At 71.2% G+C, this 17,160-nt stretch carries 14 protein-coding genes; 5 read left to right on the top strand and 9 right to left on the bottom strand.

Annotated features, from left to right (window positions below; all coding sequences use genetic code 11):
• Nucleotides 1-95: 95 nt before the first annotated feature.
• On the top strand, nucleotides 96-812 hold the full coding sequence (locus tag ACHBTE_RS30490; protein ID WP_394728087.1) for a TetR/AcrR family transcriptional regulator: 717 nt from the start codon (nucleotides 96-98) through the stop codon (nucleotides 810-812).
• Nucleotides 813-867: 55 nt separating this feature from the next.
• On the opposite strand, the gene ACHBTE_RS30485 is transcribed toward ACHBTE_RS30490, so the two are convergent.
• Nucleotides 868-1,776: a LysR family transcriptional regulator ArgP gene (locus tag ACHBTE_RS30485; RefSeq protein ID WP_394727961.1), complete on the bottom strand. Its 909-nt coding sequence runs from the start codon at nucleotides 1,774-1,776 to the stop codon at nucleotides 868-870.
• Nucleotides 1,777-1,935: 159 nt separating this feature from the next.
• On the opposite strand from ACHBTE_RS30485, the gene ACHBTE_RS30480 reads away from it, so the two are divergent.
• Both ACHBTE_RS30480 and ACHBTE_RS30475 read left to right on the top strand, forming a co-directional pair.
• Nucleotides 1,936-2,550 carry a LysE/ArgO family amino acid transporter gene (locus ACHBTE_RS30480; RefSeq protein WP_394727959.1) on the top strand — a complete coding sequence of 205 codons (615 nt, stop codon included), beginning with the start codon at nucleotides 1,936-1,938 and terminating at the stop codon, nucleotides 2,548-2,550.
• Between the two features lie 78 nt (nucleotides 2,551-2,628).
• A complete protein-coding gene (locus ACHBTE_RS30475; protein ID WP_394727957.1) occupies nucleotides 2,629-3,927 on the top strand; it encodes an MFS transporter in 1,299 nt (432 codons plus the stop codon).
• 18 nt (nucleotides 3,928-3,945) lie between these two features.
• Here the strand turns inward: ACHBTE_RS30475 and ACHBTE_RS30470 are convergent, their stop codons facing one another.
• The 4 genes from ACHBTE_RS30470 to ACHBTE_RS30455 form a co-directional block, all read right to left on the bottom strand.
• The gene (locus tag ACHBTE_RS30470; protein ID WP_394727955.1) at nucleotides 3,946-4,401 is read right to left on the bottom strand and encodes a cyclic nucleotide-binding domain-containing protein; all 456 of its coding nucleotides are present in this window, start codon (nucleotides 4,399-4,401) and stop codon (nucleotides 3,946-3,948) included.
• 325 nt (nucleotides 4,402-4,726) lie between these two features.
• Nucleotides 4,727-4,948, bottom strand: coding sequence for a hypothetical protein (locus ACHBTE_RS30465; RefSeq protein WP_394727953.1), 222 nt, complete (start codon nucleotides 4,946-4,948; stop codon nucleotides 4,727-4,729).
• Complete coding sequence (locus tag ACHBTE_RS30460) at nucleotides 4,945-7,227, bottom strand: FUSC family protein (protein ID WP_394727951.1); 2,283 nt, start codon at nucleotides 7,225-7,227, stop codon at nucleotides 4,945-4,947. Before ACHBTE_RS30460 ends, ACHBTE_RS30465 begins: the two co-directional genes overlap by 4 nt.
• 71 nt (nucleotides 7,228-7,298) lie before the next feature.
• Nucleotides 7,299-8,684: an NAD(P)/FAD-dependent oxidoreductase gene (locus ACHBTE_RS30455; protein WP_394727949.1), complete on the bottom strand. Its 1,386-nt coding sequence runs from the start codon at nucleotides 8,682-8,684 to the stop codon at nucleotides 7,299-7,301.
• A gap of 341 nt (nucleotides 8,685-9,025) precedes the next feature.
• Here ACHBTE_RS30455 and ACHBTE_RS30450 point away from each other — a divergent pair, with 341 nt between their 5' ends.
• Both ACHBTE_RS30450 and ACHBTE_RS30445 read left to right on the top strand, forming a co-directional pair.
• Nucleotides 9,026-9,628 carry a hypothetical protein gene (locus ACHBTE_RS30450; protein WP_394727947.1) on the top strand — a complete coding sequence of 201 codons (603 nt, stop codon included), beginning with the start codon at nucleotides 9,026-9,028 and terminating at the stop codon, nucleotides 9,626-9,628.
• Nucleotides 9,629-9,635: 7 nt separating this feature from the next.
• A complete protein-coding gene (locus ACHBTE_RS30445) occupies nucleotides 9,636-10,187 on the top strand; it encodes a hypothetical protein (RefSeq protein WP_394727945.1) in 552 nt (183 codons plus the stop codon).
• A gap of 27 nt (nucleotides 10,188-10,214) precedes the next feature.
• Here the strand turns inward: ACHBTE_RS30445 and ACHBTE_RS30440 are convergent, their stop codons facing one another.
• From ACHBTE_RS30440 to treS, 4 genes are all read right to left on the bottom strand, one after another.
• Nucleotides 10,215-12,122, bottom strand: coding sequence for an AMP-dependent synthetase/ligase (locus tag ACHBTE_RS30440; RefSeq protein ID WP_394727943.1), 1,908 nt, complete (start codon nucleotides 12,120-12,122; stop codon nucleotides 10,215-10,217).
• Between the two features lie 133 nt (nucleotides 12,123-12,255).
• Nucleotides 12,256-14,463, bottom strand: coding sequence for a 1,4-alpha-glucan branching enzyme (gene glgB / locus ACHBTE_RS30435; protein WP_394727941.1), 2,208 nt, complete (start codon nucleotides 14,461-14,463; stop codon nucleotides 12,256-12,258).
• A 4-nt stretch (nucleotides 14,464-14,467) separates the two neighbouring features.
• The gene (locus ACHBTE_RS30430) at nucleotides 14,468-15,829 is read right to left on the bottom strand and encodes a maltokinase (protein WP_394727939.1); all 1,362 of its coding nucleotides are present in this window, start codon (nucleotides 15,827-15,829) and stop codon (nucleotides 14,468-14,470) included.
• Between the two features lie 35 nt (nucleotides 15,830-15,864).
• On the bottom strand, nucleotides 15,865-17,160 hold a 1,296-nt coding region (gene treS, locus ACHBTE_RS30425), incomplete at its 5' end, for a maltose alpha-D-glucosyltransferase (protein WP_394727937.1).

Raw genomic sequence — 17,160 nt, 5'->3', positions numbered from 1 at the left:
TCCACGACGTGATGGGGCCCCGCCGGAGATACAACGCGGTCCGTCCACGTAAGGTCAATGGCGTTGGCATAAGGATGGAAGGATGGAAGGCCATGGTGCCGAAACCGGTCATTCCGGAGGAGAAGCGACGCCGACGCCGTCCCACGAAAAGCGGCACGGTGCTGTCGGAGCGTTTGATCGTCGAGACGGCGCTGCGCATGCTGCGCGAACACGGCAGCGCCGGCCTCACCGCCCGCCGCCTCGGCCTGGCCCTCGACGCCGACCCGAGCACGCTGTACCGGTACTTCCGCGGCATGGACGATCTCACCCTCGCCATCGGCGACGCCCTACTGGGCCAGGCGCTGGACGGCTGGGAGGCGACGGGGGAGTGGCGGGAGGACCTGCGCGCCGTCGGGCTGCGCATCCATGCCGCGTATGTGGCCCATCCGCAGGCCGCCCTGCTGACCACGAACCGGGTGACCGGCCGGCCCCATGAACTCGCCGCCGACGAGGCCGTGTTGGACGTCCTGCGCACCGCCGGCTTCCCCCTGCCGGACACCGTGCGCATCTACCACGCCTTCATCGACCAGACGCTGGCCTTCGCCGCGCTCGACGCGGCGTCCCTGGCCCTGCCGAGCGACGCGCTGCGCGCGGACGAGGAGATGTGGCGCTCGACGTACGCCCGGCTGCCCCGCGCCACGCATCCCCGGATCGCCGAGGCGGCGCCACTCCTGGCGACCCGCATGGTGACCAGCGCCTATCCGACGGCGCTGGAGATGCTCCTGGACAGTGCCGCGGCCCGGCTCGAGTGCCTGTCCGAGCCCCGGTCCTGAGCGGCGGCGGCTGCGCACGAGGGAGCGAGCAAAGCGTGGGCGCACTCGGTCGCGCTCAGTCGCGCAGTGCCTGCGCCGCCGTCGCCGTCACCGCGTCCGTCACCGCCACCAGCGCCGGTGAGTGCAGCTTCCACTGCTGCCAGTACAGCGGGACGTCGACCGGCCGGTCCGCAGCGAGCTGCACCAGCCGGCCCTGCCTCAGCAGCGGCTCCAGCTGGGCCTCGGGGATCATGCCCCAGCCGAGTCCGGCGACCACGGAGGACAGAAAGCCCTCCGAGGTGGGCACCTGGTGCCGTACGGCGCTCGCGCCGGTGCGGCTGCGGCGCAGACGGCGGACGAAAGCGTCCTGGAGATCGTCACTGCGGTCGAAGATCAGCACCGGCGCCCGCGTCAACGCCTCCCCCAGCGGTTCGCCGAGGTGCCGCTCGGCGAACTCCGGGCTCGCCGCGGCCAGATAGCGCATCCGGCCGAGCGGACGCACCGAACATCCCGCCACGGCATCCGGCGACGAGGTCACCGCGGCCATCACCAGGCCCTCCCGCAGCAGCGTCGCCGTCCGGCTTTCGTCCTCCCGCCGCAGCTCGAAGGAGAGCCGCAGCCCCTCCGGTACGCGCGAGAGGGCCGCGAGGAACCATGTCGCCAAGGAATCGGCGTTCACCGCGATCGAAACCCGGGTCGTGTCTCCCGTGCCGCTCATGCCCAGCTCGGTCCGCGCATCGCGCTCCAGCCGCGCGAGCTGGCGGGCGAACCGCACGACGACCTCACCCGACTCGGTCGCCCGCACCGGCTTGGTGCGCACCAGCAGGACGCGGCCCGTGCGCTGCTCCAGCGCCTTCACCCGCTGGCTCACCGCCGACGGCGTCACATGCAGGGCGGCGGCTGCCGCGTCGAACGTGCCCTCATCGACCACCGCGAGCAGGGTCCGCACCTGGTCGAGCGGCAGCTCCGTCAGCTCTGCCCGCACCGTCCCCGCCTCACCGCACCGTCCACCTGTCCACCCGCCTGTCCGCGCCTGGCTGCTGTTGGATGTCTGCTGTCTGATGTCTGCTGCCTTCAGCTGTGCTAAGGATACGTAAGAATCTTTAGCTGTACTTGCACAGATCGCTTCCCTAGCGTCGATGTCATGACCAACGCCCTGACCACCGCTGCCGCAGGCTTCGGCACCGGCCTGTCGCTCATCGTCGCCATCGGCGCCCAGAACGCCTTCGTCCTGCGCCAGGGAATCCGTCGTGAAGCGGTCCTCGCCGTCGTCGGCATCTGCGCCCTGTCCGACGCGCTCCTGATCACCTTGGGCGTGGCCGGCGTCGGCGCGGTGGTCGTGGCATGGCCGGGGGTGCTGACCGCCGTGGCCTGGGTCGGCGGGGCGTTCCTGCTCTGCTACGGCGCGCTCGCCGCCCGCCGGGTGTTCAAGCCGGCCGGCGCCCTCATGACGGACGGCGACCTGGCGGGCTCCCGGCGGCGGGCGATGCTGACCTGCCTGGTGATGACCTGGCTCAACCCGCACGTCTACCTCGACACCGTCTTCCTGCTCGGCACGGTCGCCGCCGACCGCGGCCCGATGCGCTGGACCTTCGGCCTGGGCGCCGTGCTCGCCAGCCTCTGCTGGTTCGCCGCCCTGGGCTTCGGGGCCCGGCTGCTGAGCCGGCACCTCGCCAAGCCGACGGCCTGGCGAGTCCTGGACGGTCTCGTGGCCGTCACGATGATCGTCCTGGGCACCACCTTGATCGCCGGAAGCTGAGATTCGGATCCCAACGCCCGTACACAGCTGCGATAGTGACCCCGGACGAGAAAGATGTAACGAGCATCGAGGAAGCGCGTGGACACCAGCGAGAGCGACACCGAAGCCCGGGAGAAGGACGAACCCTCTGCCCCGCCGGCCCAGCGGCGCGGCCGTCGCCGCTGGGCCATGGACACCCGGCCGCTGAGCCGCCCCGCCTACCGCCGCCTGTGGTCCTCGACCATCGTCACGGCCGTCGGCAGCCAGCTCACCGCGGTCGCGGTGCCCAAGCAGATCTACGACATCACCGGCTCCTCGGCATGGGTGGGTGCCGCGAGCCTCGCCGGCCTGCTCCCGCTCGTGGTGTTCGCGCTGTGGGGCGGGGCGATCGCCGACGCCATGGACCGGCGCAAACTGCTGCTGATCACCAACATCGGCATCGCCGTCACCTCGGTGCTGTTCTGGCTGCAGGCCGTCACCGGACTGGAGTCGGTGGGCACACTCATGGTGCTGCTCGCCGTGCAGCAGGCGTTCTGGGGCCTCAACTCCCCGGCCCGCAGCGCCTCCATCGCCCGTCTGGTGCCGGCCCACGAACTGCCCGCCGCCAACGCGCTCGGCTCGACCGTCATGCAGACCGGGCAGGTGCTCGGGCCGCTGCTGGCCGGTGTCCTCATTCCCGTCATCGGCCTGGCCGAGCTGTACCTCATAGACGCCCTCGCCCTGTGCGTCACGGTCTGGGCGGTCGCACGGCTGCCCGCGCTGCCTCCCCTGGCCGCCGGGAGACGCCGCGCGGGCATACGGGAGATCGCCGAGGGCTTTCGCTACATAGCCCTGCACCAGGTGCTGTTGCTGTCCTTCCTCGCCGACATCATCGCGATGGTCTTCGGCATGCCCCGCGCCCTCTTCCCGCAACTGGCGAGCCAGACCTACGCCCCGTACGGCGAAGGGCTCGCGCTCGGCCTGCTGTTCGCGGCGATCCCGATCGGGGCGGTGGCCGGCGGGCTGTTCTCCGGCACGTTCTCCCGGGCCCGCCGACACGGCTGGATGCTGATCGGAGCGGTCGTCGCATGGGGCGCCGCCATCACGGGATTCGGGCTGAGCGGCAGCCTCTGGCTCGCGGTGGCGTTCCTGGCCCTGGCCGGCATCGCCGACATGGTCTCGATGGTGTTTCGCGGGGCGATCCTGCTGTCGGCGGCCGACGACGAGATGCGCGGGCGGATGCAGGGCGTCTTCACGGTCGTCGTCGCGGGCGGCCCGCGCCTCGCCGATGTCCTGCACGGCACGGCGGGCTCGGCCTTCGGCGCCCGTACGGCCACCGCGGGCGGCGGACTGCTGGTCGTCGTCCTGATGCTGGTCCTGGCCGCGGCGGTGCCGGCGCTGCGCCGCTACCGCGTCTGACGTACGCAACGCCTCGGCTCAGAGCACGCTGCGCCGGCGCTGCCCGTACTGCTCCATCAGCCTGCCCCGGGTCAACTCCAGCCGGTGCGCGAGGATTTCGGCGACATGCCGTACCAGGGACATGCCGAGCCGGGGGTCCTCCTCGCACAGCTGGAGCACCTGCGCCGCGTCGAACTCGTAGGCGCGCACGGGGCTGAAGGCCTCCGCGCCGAAGTCCCACCGGTACGGCGGGAACAGCCAGGACCAGCCGAGCAGATCGCCCGCGCCCAGGCTGGCGACGGTGACCCGCTGCACCGGCGACACCCGCTGGTCGAGGGAGACCGCGCCGGAGCGGATGACCCAGAAGCGGTCGGCCGTGCCGCCCGCCTCGAAGATCCGGTTGTCCTCCGGAAAGGAGGTTTCCCGGGCGAGCGACATCAGACGCTCGCGCTGCGGTGGCGGAAGGGCGGTCAGCAGTTTGATCGCTTTGGTCATGACACGGGGCTCCTCACGGACGACCGAGGTTCCGTTGCTTCCCTGCGTCCATTTCAGCGGCTGCCGGCCGGGTGAGCACCTCGGCGGAGGACGGTTTCCGCCGGGAATCTTCGTGCGGTGAGCCGCTGAGGGCATGAAAAAGCCCTGGCCGGACGGGGGAGGCCGGCCAGGGCCGTAGGCGGTGGTTCAGGGGGACGGTTACGGTCTACCCCATGACCACGTATGTATGAACCGTAAACCATCTGGTCTGCTCCCGCGTAACCAGGAGCGGGGTACGTGACCCGTTTCACGCCCGTTCTTGATCCCGCCGCACCCGGCTCGCCCTTCAGGTCCGCTCATGGTGGCGGCCCGGCGTCAGGATCTCGTCCAGCACCGTGAGCACGGCCCCGTAGGCCACGGTCCGTACGGTGGCGTCACGGGCGCCCTCGGGGTCGGTCGACCTCAGCTCCTCGCTCCGGGCCTGCCAGGCCCGCTCCTCCTGCCGGGCGCAGGTCCTCGCGCGCTGCATGCGCCGCAACAGTTCGTCTGAGTCCACGACATCGGTCATGTCTTTCGCGTACCCCGCTTTCGCCCCGGTGAGCCGTCTCCTTCCGGTGTCTTCACGGGCACGCCCAGCGGACGCGCCAGACCGGCCACGCCCTCGTCGAGGCGTTGGAGATGCCGCAGCACCCGGTCGGTGACCCGGCCGTAGCGCGGGGCGTAGGGGGAGGCCGGGCCCAGCAGCGAGGCGATGCTCGGGCCGGTCTCGATCTCGGCTGCGGCGTGTTCGTCGGTGACGTGTGCCGCGATCGCCTCGATGTTGTGCGCGATGCGCCCCGAGGCCCGGCGCAGCCGGGGGTCCGCCGCGATCGCGGGGTGGGTGGGCAGCAGATCGGCGGTCGCGGCCAGCGAACGCGCGTGATAGGCACAGGTCTCCAGGAGCGCGACGACATAGCGGGCGGTGTCCCGCCGGGCCCGCAGCGGTGTCACCGGGTGGGTGAGCGGCTTGGTGGCGGCCCGCAGGTCGGCCAGCGCCTGGTCCAGATCGCGCGCCTGGTCGATCAGATCGACCGGGGGCCCGCCACTGAGCTGCTCGACCGCGCCTCGGGTGACCTCACCGAGCCGCTCCAGGACGGTGGCGAGGAGTTCATTGGTACGCCGGTCCGTCTGCACCGGCAGCACGAACGCGGCGGCGACGATTCCGCAGGCCGCGCCCAGCGCCGTCTCCCCGATGCGCAGCACCAGCACCGAGAGGCTGTAGGTGTGCAGCAGGGTGTACAGCAGGCCGAGCGCCGCGGTGACGAAGAAGGACATCAGCGTGTAGGACACCGGCGCCGAGTAGAACATCAGGAAGACGAACACCAGCACCAGTGCGAACGCCGTCCAGGTGTGCCGCCCGACGGCACCCGCCAGCACGATGCCGGCCAGGACGCCGAGCACGGTGCCCAGCAGCCGACGGTAGCCCTTGACCAGGATCTCACCGGTGGACGCGGTGTTGAGGAACACGATCCAGCAGGTCAGCACCGCCCAGTACCAGCGGTCCCGGCTCAGCAGCTCGCCGCCGACCATGGCCAGCGCCGACCCCACGGCCACCTGCACGGCGGCACGTGTGGTGGGACGCCGCAGCCCGGTGGCCTCCGGGGAGGGCTCCTCCTCCTCGGCGTCGAGCACGGCGTCCTCCGCGTCCAGCTCCTCGCGCGAGCGGGCCGTGGCCGGGCTGTCGTCCGCCTCGTCCGGGGCGCTGCCGAGGGCGATCCGCAGCCCGAGGACCGCCCGGGCCGTCTCGCCGATCCGCCGGAAGACGTCCTGCACGGCCGGGGCGGCATCGGGCAGGTTCTCCTCGTCGCGGTAGCCGAGCAGCCGGTTGCGGAGGTGGGCCAGCCCCGTGCCGCCGGCCCCGTCGACGGGCCGCAGCACGAGCAGGCGCAACGCGCCGAGATCACGGCGCAGCATGACCGTCGCCTCGTCGCGCACGGGATGCCGCCCGCCCGAAGGCACCGGCGCGCCGGGCAGATGCAGGGCCAAGGTGTCCACGCGTTCGGCGCCGCGTGCTGCGAGCAGCGCCAGCCCGAGCCGCTCGGCGGCGATCTCGGCGTCGGCGACCCGCCGCTGGACGAGCCGGGCCACCGCCTCGTCGGCAGTCCCCTCCTCCAGCCGGCCCTGGATCAGCAGCGCCGTGTCGTGCAGGCGCGCGGTGCCGTCGCGGACCCGCTCCAGGGCCCGGTCCACCTCCCGGGGCCCGGCGTCGAGCAGGTCGAGCTGCGCGGAGAGCAGCTGGGCCAGCCGGGCCCGGAATGCCTCGCGCAGCCGCTCCAGCACCCCCGCGGGCGTCTCGGGAACGACCGCGAACCGCACCAGCGCGCTGCACGCGAAGGCCACGGCGACCGCCCCGCACAGCTCGGGCAGCCCGGAGACGGTGGTACCGACGAAGAGGGAGACGAAGTAGATCTGGAAGCCGATCAGGCCGAGCGCCGTGCCACGGTCGCCGAACCGGCGGCTGTAGACCGCACAGAAGATGAGCGCCACGAAGAACAGGTCGCCGGCCAGGAGATGCTCGTGCAGCAGCGCCGCCAGCGTCATGGAGGCCAGCGCCACCGGCAGGCCCAGGGCGAGCGTGACGGCCTGCGGCCCGCGCTGCTTCTCGCGGATGGCGAAGGTGGCGGCCATCGCCGCCATGGCCCCCGTCACCAGAACGGTCACCTCGCTGCCGAGCAGGGCGAGCACGGCGACCGCGAGGGCGATGGCCCCCACGGTGCGCAGCCCGGCTGCCAGCCGCAGCAGCCCGGGGTCCGACGCCGCGGCCCGGTCCCGCAGCCGCGCCCGGACCGGCCGTCCCGCTGCCCTCACGCCGCCGTACTCTCTCTCGCGCCCTGCTCGTCCTTCACGCCCCGCACCGCGGCCCGGCCGGGGCCCTCACCTCACTCCGCCGTCCCCGCGGGGCCGCCCTTCCCGGCGACATGCGCCTGGAGCTGCTCCGGTGTCAGATACGCGTTGCTGAACTCGAAGTCCTTCAGCTTGGCCGGCCTTCGCGCCTGGAACCCGGTGCGTACGAAATCGTCCCCGGCGACGGCGTTGAGCAGCCAGTTCGTCATCACGCGCGTCTTGGCGACGTTGGTGCGCAGCGCCGACCAGTGATAGCCGCGGGCGACGGCCAGCGCGGGCAGACCCTTCAGCTCCACGCCGAGGGGCTTGGAAACGGCGTCACGGCCACCGAGGTCGACCACCAGGCCGAGATCCTTGTGCTCGTACGGCCGCAGCGGCTGATGACGCAGGGCGGAGATGACGTTGTCGGCGACCACCTTGCCCTGGCGCATGGCGTGCTGGGCGGTCGGCGGGCAGACGGCTCCCTCCTCGCCCTTGGCCACGTCCGGCACCGCGGCGGCGTCGCCGAGCGCGAACACGCCGTCGTGCCTGGGCAGGTTCATCTCGGCGGTCACCGCGAGCCGGCCCTTCACCGTCTCCGCGCCCAGCGTGCCGATCAGCGGGCTCGCGACGACACCGGCGGTCCAGATCAGCGTATGGGTGGGGATCACCCGGCCGTCAGTGAAGGTGACCTCGTCGGGGCCCGCCTTGGCGATGGAGACGCCGAGGGAGATGTCGATCCCGCGCCTGCGCAGCACCTGCTGGGCGGTGCTGCCCAGCTTCTCGCCGAGCTCGGGCATCAGCCTCGGTGCGATGTCGATGAGATGCCAGCGGATCAGGTGCGGGTCGAGCCGCGGGTAGCGCTTGACCGCGTTGTGCGTCAGCTGTTGCAGGCACGCCGCGGTCTCGGTGCCCGCGTAGCCGCCGCCGACCACCACGAACTGAAGCCGTGCGGCGCGCTCCTGCGGGTCCTGGCTGGCATCGGCGAGGTCCAGCTGGGAGATGACGTGGTCGCGCAGGTAGGCGGCCTCCGCCAGCGTCTTCATGCCGTACGCGTGGTCGACGAGCCCGGGGATGTCGAAGGTACGGGTGATGCTCCCGGGGGCCAGCACGATGTAGTCGTACGGCTCGTTGACGATCTTGTCGGTGATGGTGCGCACGACGCACACCTTGGCCGCGAGGTCCACGCCGATGGCGCCGCCCGGAATGATGCGGGTGCGGTACCTGCGGCTGCGGCGCAGCGAGAGGGCGATCGACTGAGGGGTGAGGACGCCGGAGGCGACCTGGGGCAGAAGTGGCAGATAGAGCTGGTAGGAGGACGGCGTCACCAAGGTGATCTCGGCCTCGTCGGGGGCGAGTTTGCGTTCCAGGCGGCGAACGCACCCCACTCCGGCGAAGCCTGCGCCAACCACCAGGATCCTGGGTCGTGTCACGGTGATCATCCCTTCTGCGGCTCCAGGCGGTCTGCCTCGACGTCGTTCGCCTGCCCCTGAATCGCTGCTTCGCACGCATCGATCCCACCGCGCCACCGGTCGTTCCGCCAGCCGGGAGCAGCAGGCAGATGAACCCGTCGACAGCCACCTTGCCCCGGCCGGCCCAGGGGCACACCGGTTCGGAGCTGAAAGACGTGTACGCGCGATCCCTTGACGGCCGATTGGTCTGAACCTAACGTCCGTATCGATCGTCCAGATCGGCGACCGTTGTTCACTCCTGTGAACGCGGCAGGTACCTCATGTCCCGCTGAGTGGCCGGCGGTCACCCCCCACATCCGACAGGAGGCAGGATGCTCGCATCCCTGCGCACCCTCACCGTCACCTCCGCGCTGTTGGCCACCTCGTTGCTCTCCACCCCGCACGCCTTCGCCGAAGTCGAGCCCGGTGGCTGGCAGTCGACGTCACCTGGCTTCACCGTGCAGGAACGCGGCTGCGGCCAGGTCGACGGACTGACCTTCCGGCTCACCTGCTCCACCGCGAGCGGCGACCAGCGGGCTGAACGTCGCTACGCCACCTACACCGGCGGAACCCGCCAGTTCGAGGGCTACTTCCGCATCACCAGCCTCAGCGGCACCCGCATCAGCCTCAAACAGACGTTCCACGAGTCGGGCTCCGGCCCCTACTTCATGCTGGCCGTCGAGCGCGGCGGCAGGCTGTACGCGGTGCACGGCGGCACCACGCTCTCCCACGCCGGCACCGTCGGCGCGACCGTCCGCGTCAACACCGTCCACCAGGTGGGATTTGAGCACCGCACCTACATCAACGGCTCACTCAAGCACACCTACGCGAGCCCCGGCGGCAGCTTCTACGACAAGTTCGGCGCCTACCGCACCAACAGCGGCAACGGGACGGCGACCGTGGAGTGGAGCAACGTCCGCTTCTGGCGGAAGTAGCGGCCGTATGCGAGGAAAGGCGCGCATCGCGGTGTCGGCAGCGCTGCTCCTGGCGCTGCCGGCCTGTTCCGCAGACACCGGACAGGCGCTGACCGGTGTCCTCACCACGCCCACCGACATCGACCTGCGCTGGCGGGACACCCCGCCCGAGGCCGCGGGCCACGTCCTGGAGTTCGCGACCGAGGAGGCCGGCCGCTACACCGTCCTCCAGTACCTCGCACCCCAGGTGACGGCCTACCGCCACCCCGACCTCATGCCGCACACCACCTTCCACTACCGCCTGCGCACCTACACCGGCCCCACGGTGCGGCCCGACCAGGCCGAGCGGCCGGACGGCCTCCGCCTCACCTGGACGGACACCGCCTCGGACGAGGACGGCTTCCTCCTGGAGCTCCGTAGGACGGACGGCGACCGGTACGACCCGGTCGCCGTGCTCGCCCCGGACACCGAGGCCACCGACTTCGCCCCCCTGCCCGACGAACGCCACGCCGCCTACCGCGTCCGCGCCTTCGTCCTCGGGGAGCCCTCGAACGTCGTACGGCTGACCACGGGGGAGTAGACAGCCCGTTCAGTACGCGCCGCCCCCTCAGCCGAACACGTTGTCCGCGTCGTCCCAGTGCGCCTGCTCGTCCGACAGGTGCTCCCGGGGCGCCCGCGAGCGCGCCTGGTACATCGCGTCGATCTGCACCGCGTAGTGCCGCACGATCGCGTCCCGGCGCAGCTTCATCGACGGCGTCAGCAAACCGCTCGCGACGTCGAACGGCTCCGGCAGCACCCGGAACACCCGGATGGACTCCGGGCGCGACACCGCGCTGTTGGCGGCGGCCACCGCACGGGCGATCTCCTCGCGCAGCGCGTTCTCCTCCCGTGCCTCCCGCATGCGCGCGTCGCTGCGTGCCGCGAGGGAGTCGCGCCAGAAGGCCAGGAAGTCCGGGTCCAGGGTGATCAGGGCGCCGACGCAAGGCCGGTTGTCGCCCACCACCACCGCCTGGTGGACCAGCGGATGTTGCCTCAGGCGCTGCTCCAGGAGCGCGGGGGAGACGCTCTTGCCGCTGCTCGTGATGATGACGTCCTTCTTGCGTCCGGTGATCGTCAGATAGCCGTCGGAGTCCAGCCGGCCGAGGTCCCCGGTGGCCAGCCAGCCGCCCCGCAGCGCCGAACGGGTCGCGGCCTCGTCGTTGACATAGCCCTGGAAGACCGACGGCCCCCGCACCAGGATCTCCCCGTCGTCCGCCACCCTCAGGTCGACGCCGGGCAGCGCCTGCCCGACCGTCCCCGACATCTCCCGGCCCAGCGGCTGCGCGGTGACCCCGCCACAGGTCTCGGTCAGGCCGTACCCGTCGTTCACATAGATGCCGATGCCCTCGTAGAACAAGGAGAGTTCACGGTTCAGGGGCGAGCCGCCGGAGGTCGCCCGGCACACCCGGCCGCCCAGCGCGGCCCGCAGCTTGCGGTACACCGTCCGCTCGTACAGGGCGTGCTGCAACCGCAGATCGAAGCCCGGCCCCGGCCCGCCGCCCAGCCGGTGCCGCTCCAGCGCCGCCGCGAAGTCCCGCGCGGTGTCGGCGGCCCGCTCGAACAACGCGCCGCGCCCCGACTGCTGGGCCACCCGCAGGAAGTTCTTGTAGATCTTCTCGAAGATCGACGGTACGGCGCAGAAGTACGTGGGCCTAAAGGTGCGCAGGGCCGACGTCAGCGCGGCCTCGCTCAGGTCGGGCTCATGCCCCATCAGCATGCCGCCGCGGACGCACAGGCTCTGCACCAGCAGGCCGTACACATGGGAGAAGGGCAGAAAGGCGAGGACCGACCCCTGCTCCTCGCCGGGCGGGATCACCGTGTGGCCCCAGCCGGCCAGCAGGGTGTCGCATGGGCTCGCCAGACTGCGGTGGCTCAGCGCGCAGCCCAGGGGGCGGCCCGTGGTGCCCGAGGTGTACATGACGGCGGCGGTGGAGTCCGGCAGCACGATGCGGCGCAGCGACTCGACGGTGGCGAACGGGATGAACTCGCCCCGCTCGACGAGCTGCCCGAGACCTCCCGCGTCCAGCTGCCAGACGTGGCGCAGCCGCGGCAGCGATCCGCACACGGAGCCCACCGTCATGACCGTCTGCTCGTCCTCGACCACCACGGCCACGCACTCGGCGTCCCGTAGGATCCACTCGACCTGGTCGCGCGACGACGTCGGATAGATCGGTACGACCTCCGCGCCCACCGTCCACAGCGCGTAGCTGAGCACCGTCCACTCGTACCGGGTGCGCGCCATGACGGCCACGCGGTGGCCCGGCGAGATCCCGGACGCGATCAGCCCCTTGGCCAGATCGGTCACTTCGTCCCGCAGCTCCACCGCGGTCACCTCCTCCCAGACCGGGGAGGCGGGGTCGGGACGGCGCGCGAGCATCGGCAACGTGGGGTTGCGGGCCGCCGTCTCGAAGACGCTGTCGGCGAGCCCGCCGGTCAAGGCCGTGACCGAAGGGGGAGCGAGGCCGAGGTCGCGCATGCGCTGCTCCTGCTGTGTACCGGGTGTGACATCACCGATGAGTTCTGTTATCGGCGGTGCCCGAATCTAGCCCAGCTGAGAGCGCCTGGTGTCGAGAACTGACAATTGACCCCGTTCGGTGATCTCGGCCCGCTCAGGGCGACAGCCACACCGTGGCGAGCGGAGGCAGCGTCAGCCGGATGTGCCCGTCCTCCGGCTTGACGGGATCGGGGTTGGTGACACCGCTGCCGCCGTAGTGCGCGGCGTCGGTGTTGAGCGTCTCCTGCCAGACGTCGACGTGGTCCGGCACCCACAGCCGGTAGTCGTGCCGGACGACGGGGGAGAAGTTGGAGACGGCGAGCAGGACGTCACCGTCGGCGCCGTACCGCAGGAAGGCGAAGACGTTGTCGTCGGCGGCGTCCCCGAGCACCCACTGGAACCCCGCGGGCTCGGTGTCCCGCTCCCACAGGGCCGGACTCGCCCGGTAGATCGTGTTGAGGTCACGGACCAGGTCCCGCACACCCCGATGGTCGCCCGCGGACGCGTACCCCGGATCCAGCAGCCACCACTCCGGACCGTGCGCCTCCGACCATTCGGCGCCCTGCGCGAACTCCTGCCCCATGAACAGGAGCTGCTTGCCCGGATGGGCCCACATGAAGCCCAGGTAGGCGCGATGGTTGGCGCGTCGCTGCCACCAGTCGCCGGGCATCTTGGAGACCAGGGCCTGCTTGCCGTGGACCACTTCGTCGTGGGAGATGGGCAGCACGTAGTTCTCGCTGTAGGCGTACACCATCGAGAACGTCATCTCGTTGTGGTGGTACTTGCGGTGCACCGGCTCCTTCGCGATGTACTCCAGCGAGTCGTGCATCCAGCCCATGTTCCACTTCAGCCCGAAGCCCAGCCCGCCGCTGTCGGTCGGCCGCGTCACCCCCTCCCAGGCCGTCGACTCCTCGGCGATCGTCACGACCCCCGGGTTGCGCCGGTACACCGTCGCGTTCATCTCCTGGAGGAACCGCATCGCGTCCAGGTCCTCGCGCCCGCCGAAGACGTTCGGCGCCCACTGCCCCGAGTCCCGTGAGTAGTCGAGGTAGAGCATGGAGGCCACGGCGTCCACGCGCAGCCCGTCGATGTGGAACTCCTCGCACCAGTACGTCGCGTTGGCGACGAGGAAGTTGCGCACCTCGGTGCGTCCGTAGTCGAACTCGAACGTCCCCCAGTCCGGGTGCTCGGCACGCCGCGAGTCCCCGGGTTCGTACAGCGGGTCCCCGTCGAACCGGCTGAGCGCCCAGTCGTCCTTGGGGAAGTGGGCCGGCACCCAGTCGACGATCACCCCGATGCCGGCCTGGTGGAGGGCGTCGACCAGGTGCTTGAAGTCGTCCGGGGAGCCGAGCCGGGCCGCCGGAGCGTAGAAGCCGGTGACCTGATAGCCCCAGGAGCCGGCGAAGGGATGCTGCGCCACCGGCATGAACTCGACATGGGTGAAACCGAGGTCCCTGACATACGCGGGCAGCTCGTCGGCGAGTTGCCGGTACGTCAGTCCCGGCCGCCAGGACGGCAGATGCACCTCGTAGACCGAGAACGGGGCCTGGTGCACGGGCACGTCGCCCCGGTGCTCCATCCACCGCGCGTCGCCCCACTCGTAGTGCGAGGCGTGCACGATCGACGCCGTGTCCGGCGGGACCTCCGCCCGGCGCGCCATCGGGTCGGCCTTGAGGAAACGGCCGCCGTACCGGGACGTGATCTCGAACTTGTACCGGGCGCCTTCGCCGATGCCCGGCAGGAACACTTCCCACACCCCGGACGCGCCCAGCGACCGCATCGGGAACGCCGTGCCGTCCCAGTGGCAGAAGTCCCCGGCGACCCGCACGCCCTGGGCGTTCGGCGCCCACACGGTGAACCGGGTGCCCGGCACACCCTGGTGGGACATCGGCTCCGCACCGAGCGCCTTCCACAGCTCCTCGTGCCGGCCCTCGCGGACGAGGTGCAGGTCGAACTCGCCGAGGGCGGGCAGGAAGCGGTACGGATCGTGGACCTCGCGCTCGTCGGACTCGTCCTCGGCGTACGCCACCAGCAGCGTGTACACGGGGATCGCGGTCATCGGCAGCACGCCGGAGAACAGCCCGCCTCCCTCGGAGACGAGCCGGGTGCGCTCGCCTTCGACGACGACACTCACCGCCCGCGCGAACGGACGCAGCGCGCGAAAGGCGATCCCGCCCGGCACCGGATGGGCGCCGAGCAGGGCGTGCGGATCGTGGTGCGCGCCCGCCAGCAGGCGATCCCGGTCGGCGGGGTCCAGGGGCGGCGCGGCGGCGCACCGGCCGGGGCCGGCCGACTCGGGGCGCGAGGTCTCGTGCAGGGCCATGGGGTCAGGCTCCTCTCACGGCGAGGCGTTCGATCGCCGCCATCGGTACGGGCAACCAGTCGGGTCGGTGCCGGGCCTCGTACAGGACCTCGTACACGGCGCGGTCGGTTTCGTAAGCACGCAGCAGGCCGTGCTTCTGGCGCGGGTCCCACCCGGCCGAGGCGGCATAGCCCGCGCAGTACGCCTCCCGGCAGCGGCGCGCCCACTCCGGCCGCCACGGCCGGCGCTGCCGGGCGGCGTAGTCGAAGGAGCGCAGCATGCCGGCGATGTCCCGCACCGGCGAGTGGACGGCCCGCCGCTCGGTGAGCGGGCGGGACGGCTCGCCCTCGAAGTCGATGACGAACCACTCCCGGCCGGCCCGCAGCACCTGCCCCAGGTGCAGGTCGCCGTGGATGCGCTGGGCGGGCGGCCCGGGATCGCAGGCGGCGAGGGCGCCGAAGGCGTTGCGCAGGTTGGGTACATAGGGCTGGAGGGCGGGGACGAAGTGCGCGGCGTTCTCCAGCCGCTCCGTCATGGCCGCCGCCGTACGGCCGTTCTCGCCCCGGGACAGGGACGGGAACGCCGACGCCAGGGCCACATGCACCTCGGCTGTGGCGCGTCCCAGCTGACGGGCCTCCGCCGTGAAGTCGCCGCCGGAGCCCAGCGCGTCCAGCGCCAGCGTCCAGCCGTCGGTGGCGTCCCGCAGGAAGGGCTGGAGGACCCCGAGCGTCGCCTTCCAGGGATGCGTGGTGCGGAACCAGGCCACCGGAGCCGGCACCCGCCGGCAGTCCTGCCTGGCCAGCGCGACCGGCACCTCGAGATCGGGGTTGACGCCCGGCTGGATGCGCCTGAAGAGCTTCAGGATGAAGCAGTCGCCGTACACCAGCGAGGAGTTGGACTGCTCGGCGTCCAGCAGCCGTGGCACCAACCCGGCCGGGACCGGCACCGAAGGGTCGCCCTCGAAGCACAGCGGGCCCGCCGCGCCGGGATGCCGCAGCCGCTCCAGGAGCAGCTGGGCCGACCGGGGGTCCTGAAGCGCGTCGAACACCGTCAGACCGGCCAGCGGGCCTTCCTCGGCACGGCCGATCAGCGCCCGCCCGAGCCGCGGCGACGGATGCTGGCGTACGCCGAGGAGCAGCTGGTAGCAGTCACCGGCCGGGGGAGCTCCGCCGGGCGCGGGCACCGCCGAGTGTCCGGCGTGCACCAGCAGATGCAGACAGCCCGGGAACAGCTCCGTCATGGACAGCAGCGCGAGATCCGTGACGGGGCGGTCCTTGCCCGCGAACCAGCGCTGCCGTGGCAACCACTCCCGCAGCAGCCCGGCGAGTGAGGCCATGGGGCTCGCGTCGACCGTGCGGCTCGGTCGGACGGATGCGGTCTTCTGCATGGTGACGCGTCCTTTCCTCGGCGCCTGCTCAAAGCTCACGCTGAGAGTCGTCGGCCGATGCGGGATGCGACTCGGGAGAGCCGGAACCAGTAGAAGCCGTGGCCCCCGAGGGTCAGCAGATAGGGCAGCTCACCGATGGCCGGGAAGCGGACCCCGCCGAACAGCTCCACCGGGTGGCGTCCGCTGAACTCGCGCAGATCGAGTTCGGTGGGCTGTGCGAACCGCGCGAAGTTGTTCACACACAGCACCAGGTCGTCCTCGTACTCGCGCAGGAAGGCCAGCACCGCCGGGTTGGAGGACTGGAGTTCGGTGTAGGTGCCCAGGCCGAACGCCGGATTCTGCTTGCGGATCTCGATCATGCGGCGGGTCCAGTGCAGCAGTGAGGACGGCGAGGCCATCGACGCCTCCACGTTCGTCACCTGGTAGCCGTAGACCGGGTCCATGATCGTGGGCAGGGTGAGCCGGCCCGGATCGCAGGCGGAGAAACCGGCGTTGCGGTCCGGGGTCCACTGCATCGGAGTCCGCACCGCGTCACGGTCGCCGAGCCAGATGTTGTCGCCCATGCCGATCTCGTCGCCGTAGTAGATGATCGGCGAGCCGGGGAGCGACAGCAGCAGCGCGGAGAACAGCTCGATGGTGTGCCGGTCGTTGTCCAGCAGGGGGGCGAGCCGGCGACGGATGCCGATGTTGGCACGCATGCGGGGGTCCTTGGCGTACTCCGCCCACATGTAGTCGCGCTCTTCGTCGGTGACCATCTCCAGGGTCAGCTCGTCGTGGTTGCGCAGGAAGATGCCCCATTGGCAGCCGGAGGGGATGGCCGGGGTCTTGGCGAGGATTTCCGAGACCGGGTAACGGGACTCCCGCCGGACCGCCATGAAGATGCGCGGCATCACGGGAAAGTGGAAGGCCATGTGGCACTCGTCGCCGCCGCTGCGGAAGTCGCCGAAGTAGTCGACGACGTCCTCCGGCCACTGGTTGGCCTCAGCCAGCAGCACGGTGTCCGGGTACATCGCGTCGATCTCGCGGCGCACGCGCCTGAGGAAGTCATGGGTGGCCGGGAGGTTCTCGCAGTTCGTGCCCTCCTCGGCGTACAGGTAGGGCACCGCGTCGAGCCGGAAGCCGTCGATGCCGAGGTCCAGCCAGAAGCGGAGGGCGGCCAGGATCTCCTCCTGCACGGCCGGGTTCTCGTAGTTCAGATCCGGCTGGTGGGAGAAGAAGCGGTGGAAGAAGTACTGCTGCCGCACCGGGTCGTACGTCCAGTTGGAGACCTCGGTGTCGACGAAGATGATGCGGGCGTCGCCAAAGGCTTTGTCGTCGTCGGCCCAGACGTA

It is taken from the genome of Streptomyces sp. M41 (assembly GCF_043673425.1).
GTDB lineage: Bacteria > Actinomycetota > Actinomycetes > Streptomycetales > Streptomycetaceae > Streptomyces.
Note: the sequence above shows the minus strand (reverse complement) of the source record. Positions and strands in the feature narration are given on the sequence as shown.

Excerpts from the sequence above, each read along its gene's own strand:
- glgB (WP_394727941.1), bottom strand. The coding sequence starts at position 14,463 with ATGGCCCTGCACGAGACCTCGCGCCCCGAGTCGGCCGGCCCCGGCCGG.
- ACHBTE_RS30465 (WP_394727953.1), bottom strand. The coding sequence starts at position 4,948 with ATGACCGATGTCGTGGACTCAGACGAACTGTTGCGGCGCATGCAGCGC.
- ACHBTE_RS30450 (WP_394727947.1), top strand. The coding sequence starts at position 9,026 with ATGCTCGCATCCCTGCGCACCCTCACCGTCACCTCCGCGCTGTTGGCC.
- ACHBTE_RS30430 (WP_394727939.1), bottom strand. The coding sequence starts at position 15,829 with ATGCAGAAGACCGCATCCGTCCGACCGAGCCGCACGGTCGACGCGAGC.
- ACHBTE_RS30455 (WP_394727949.1), bottom strand. The coding sequence starts at position 8,684 with ATGATCACCGTGACACGACCCAGGATCCTGGTGGTTGGCGCAGGCTTC.
- ACHBTE_RS30445 (WP_394727945.1), top strand. The coding sequence starts at position 9,636 with ATGCGAGGAAAGGCGCGCATCGCGGTGTCGGCAGCGCTGCTCCTGGCG.
- ACHBTE_RS30440 (WP_394727943.1), bottom strand. The coding sequence starts at position 12,122 with ATGCGCGACCTCGGCCTCGCTCCCCCTTCGGTCACGGCCTTGACCGGC.
- ACHBTE_RS30470 (WP_394727955.1), bottom strand. The coding sequence starts at position 4,401 with ATGACCAAAGCGATCAAACTGCTGACCGCCCTTCCGCCACCGCAGCGC.
- ACHBTE_RS30480 (WP_394727959.1), top strand. The coding sequence starts at position 1,936 with ATGACCAACGCCCTGACCACCGCTGCCGCAGGCTTCGGCACCGGCCTG.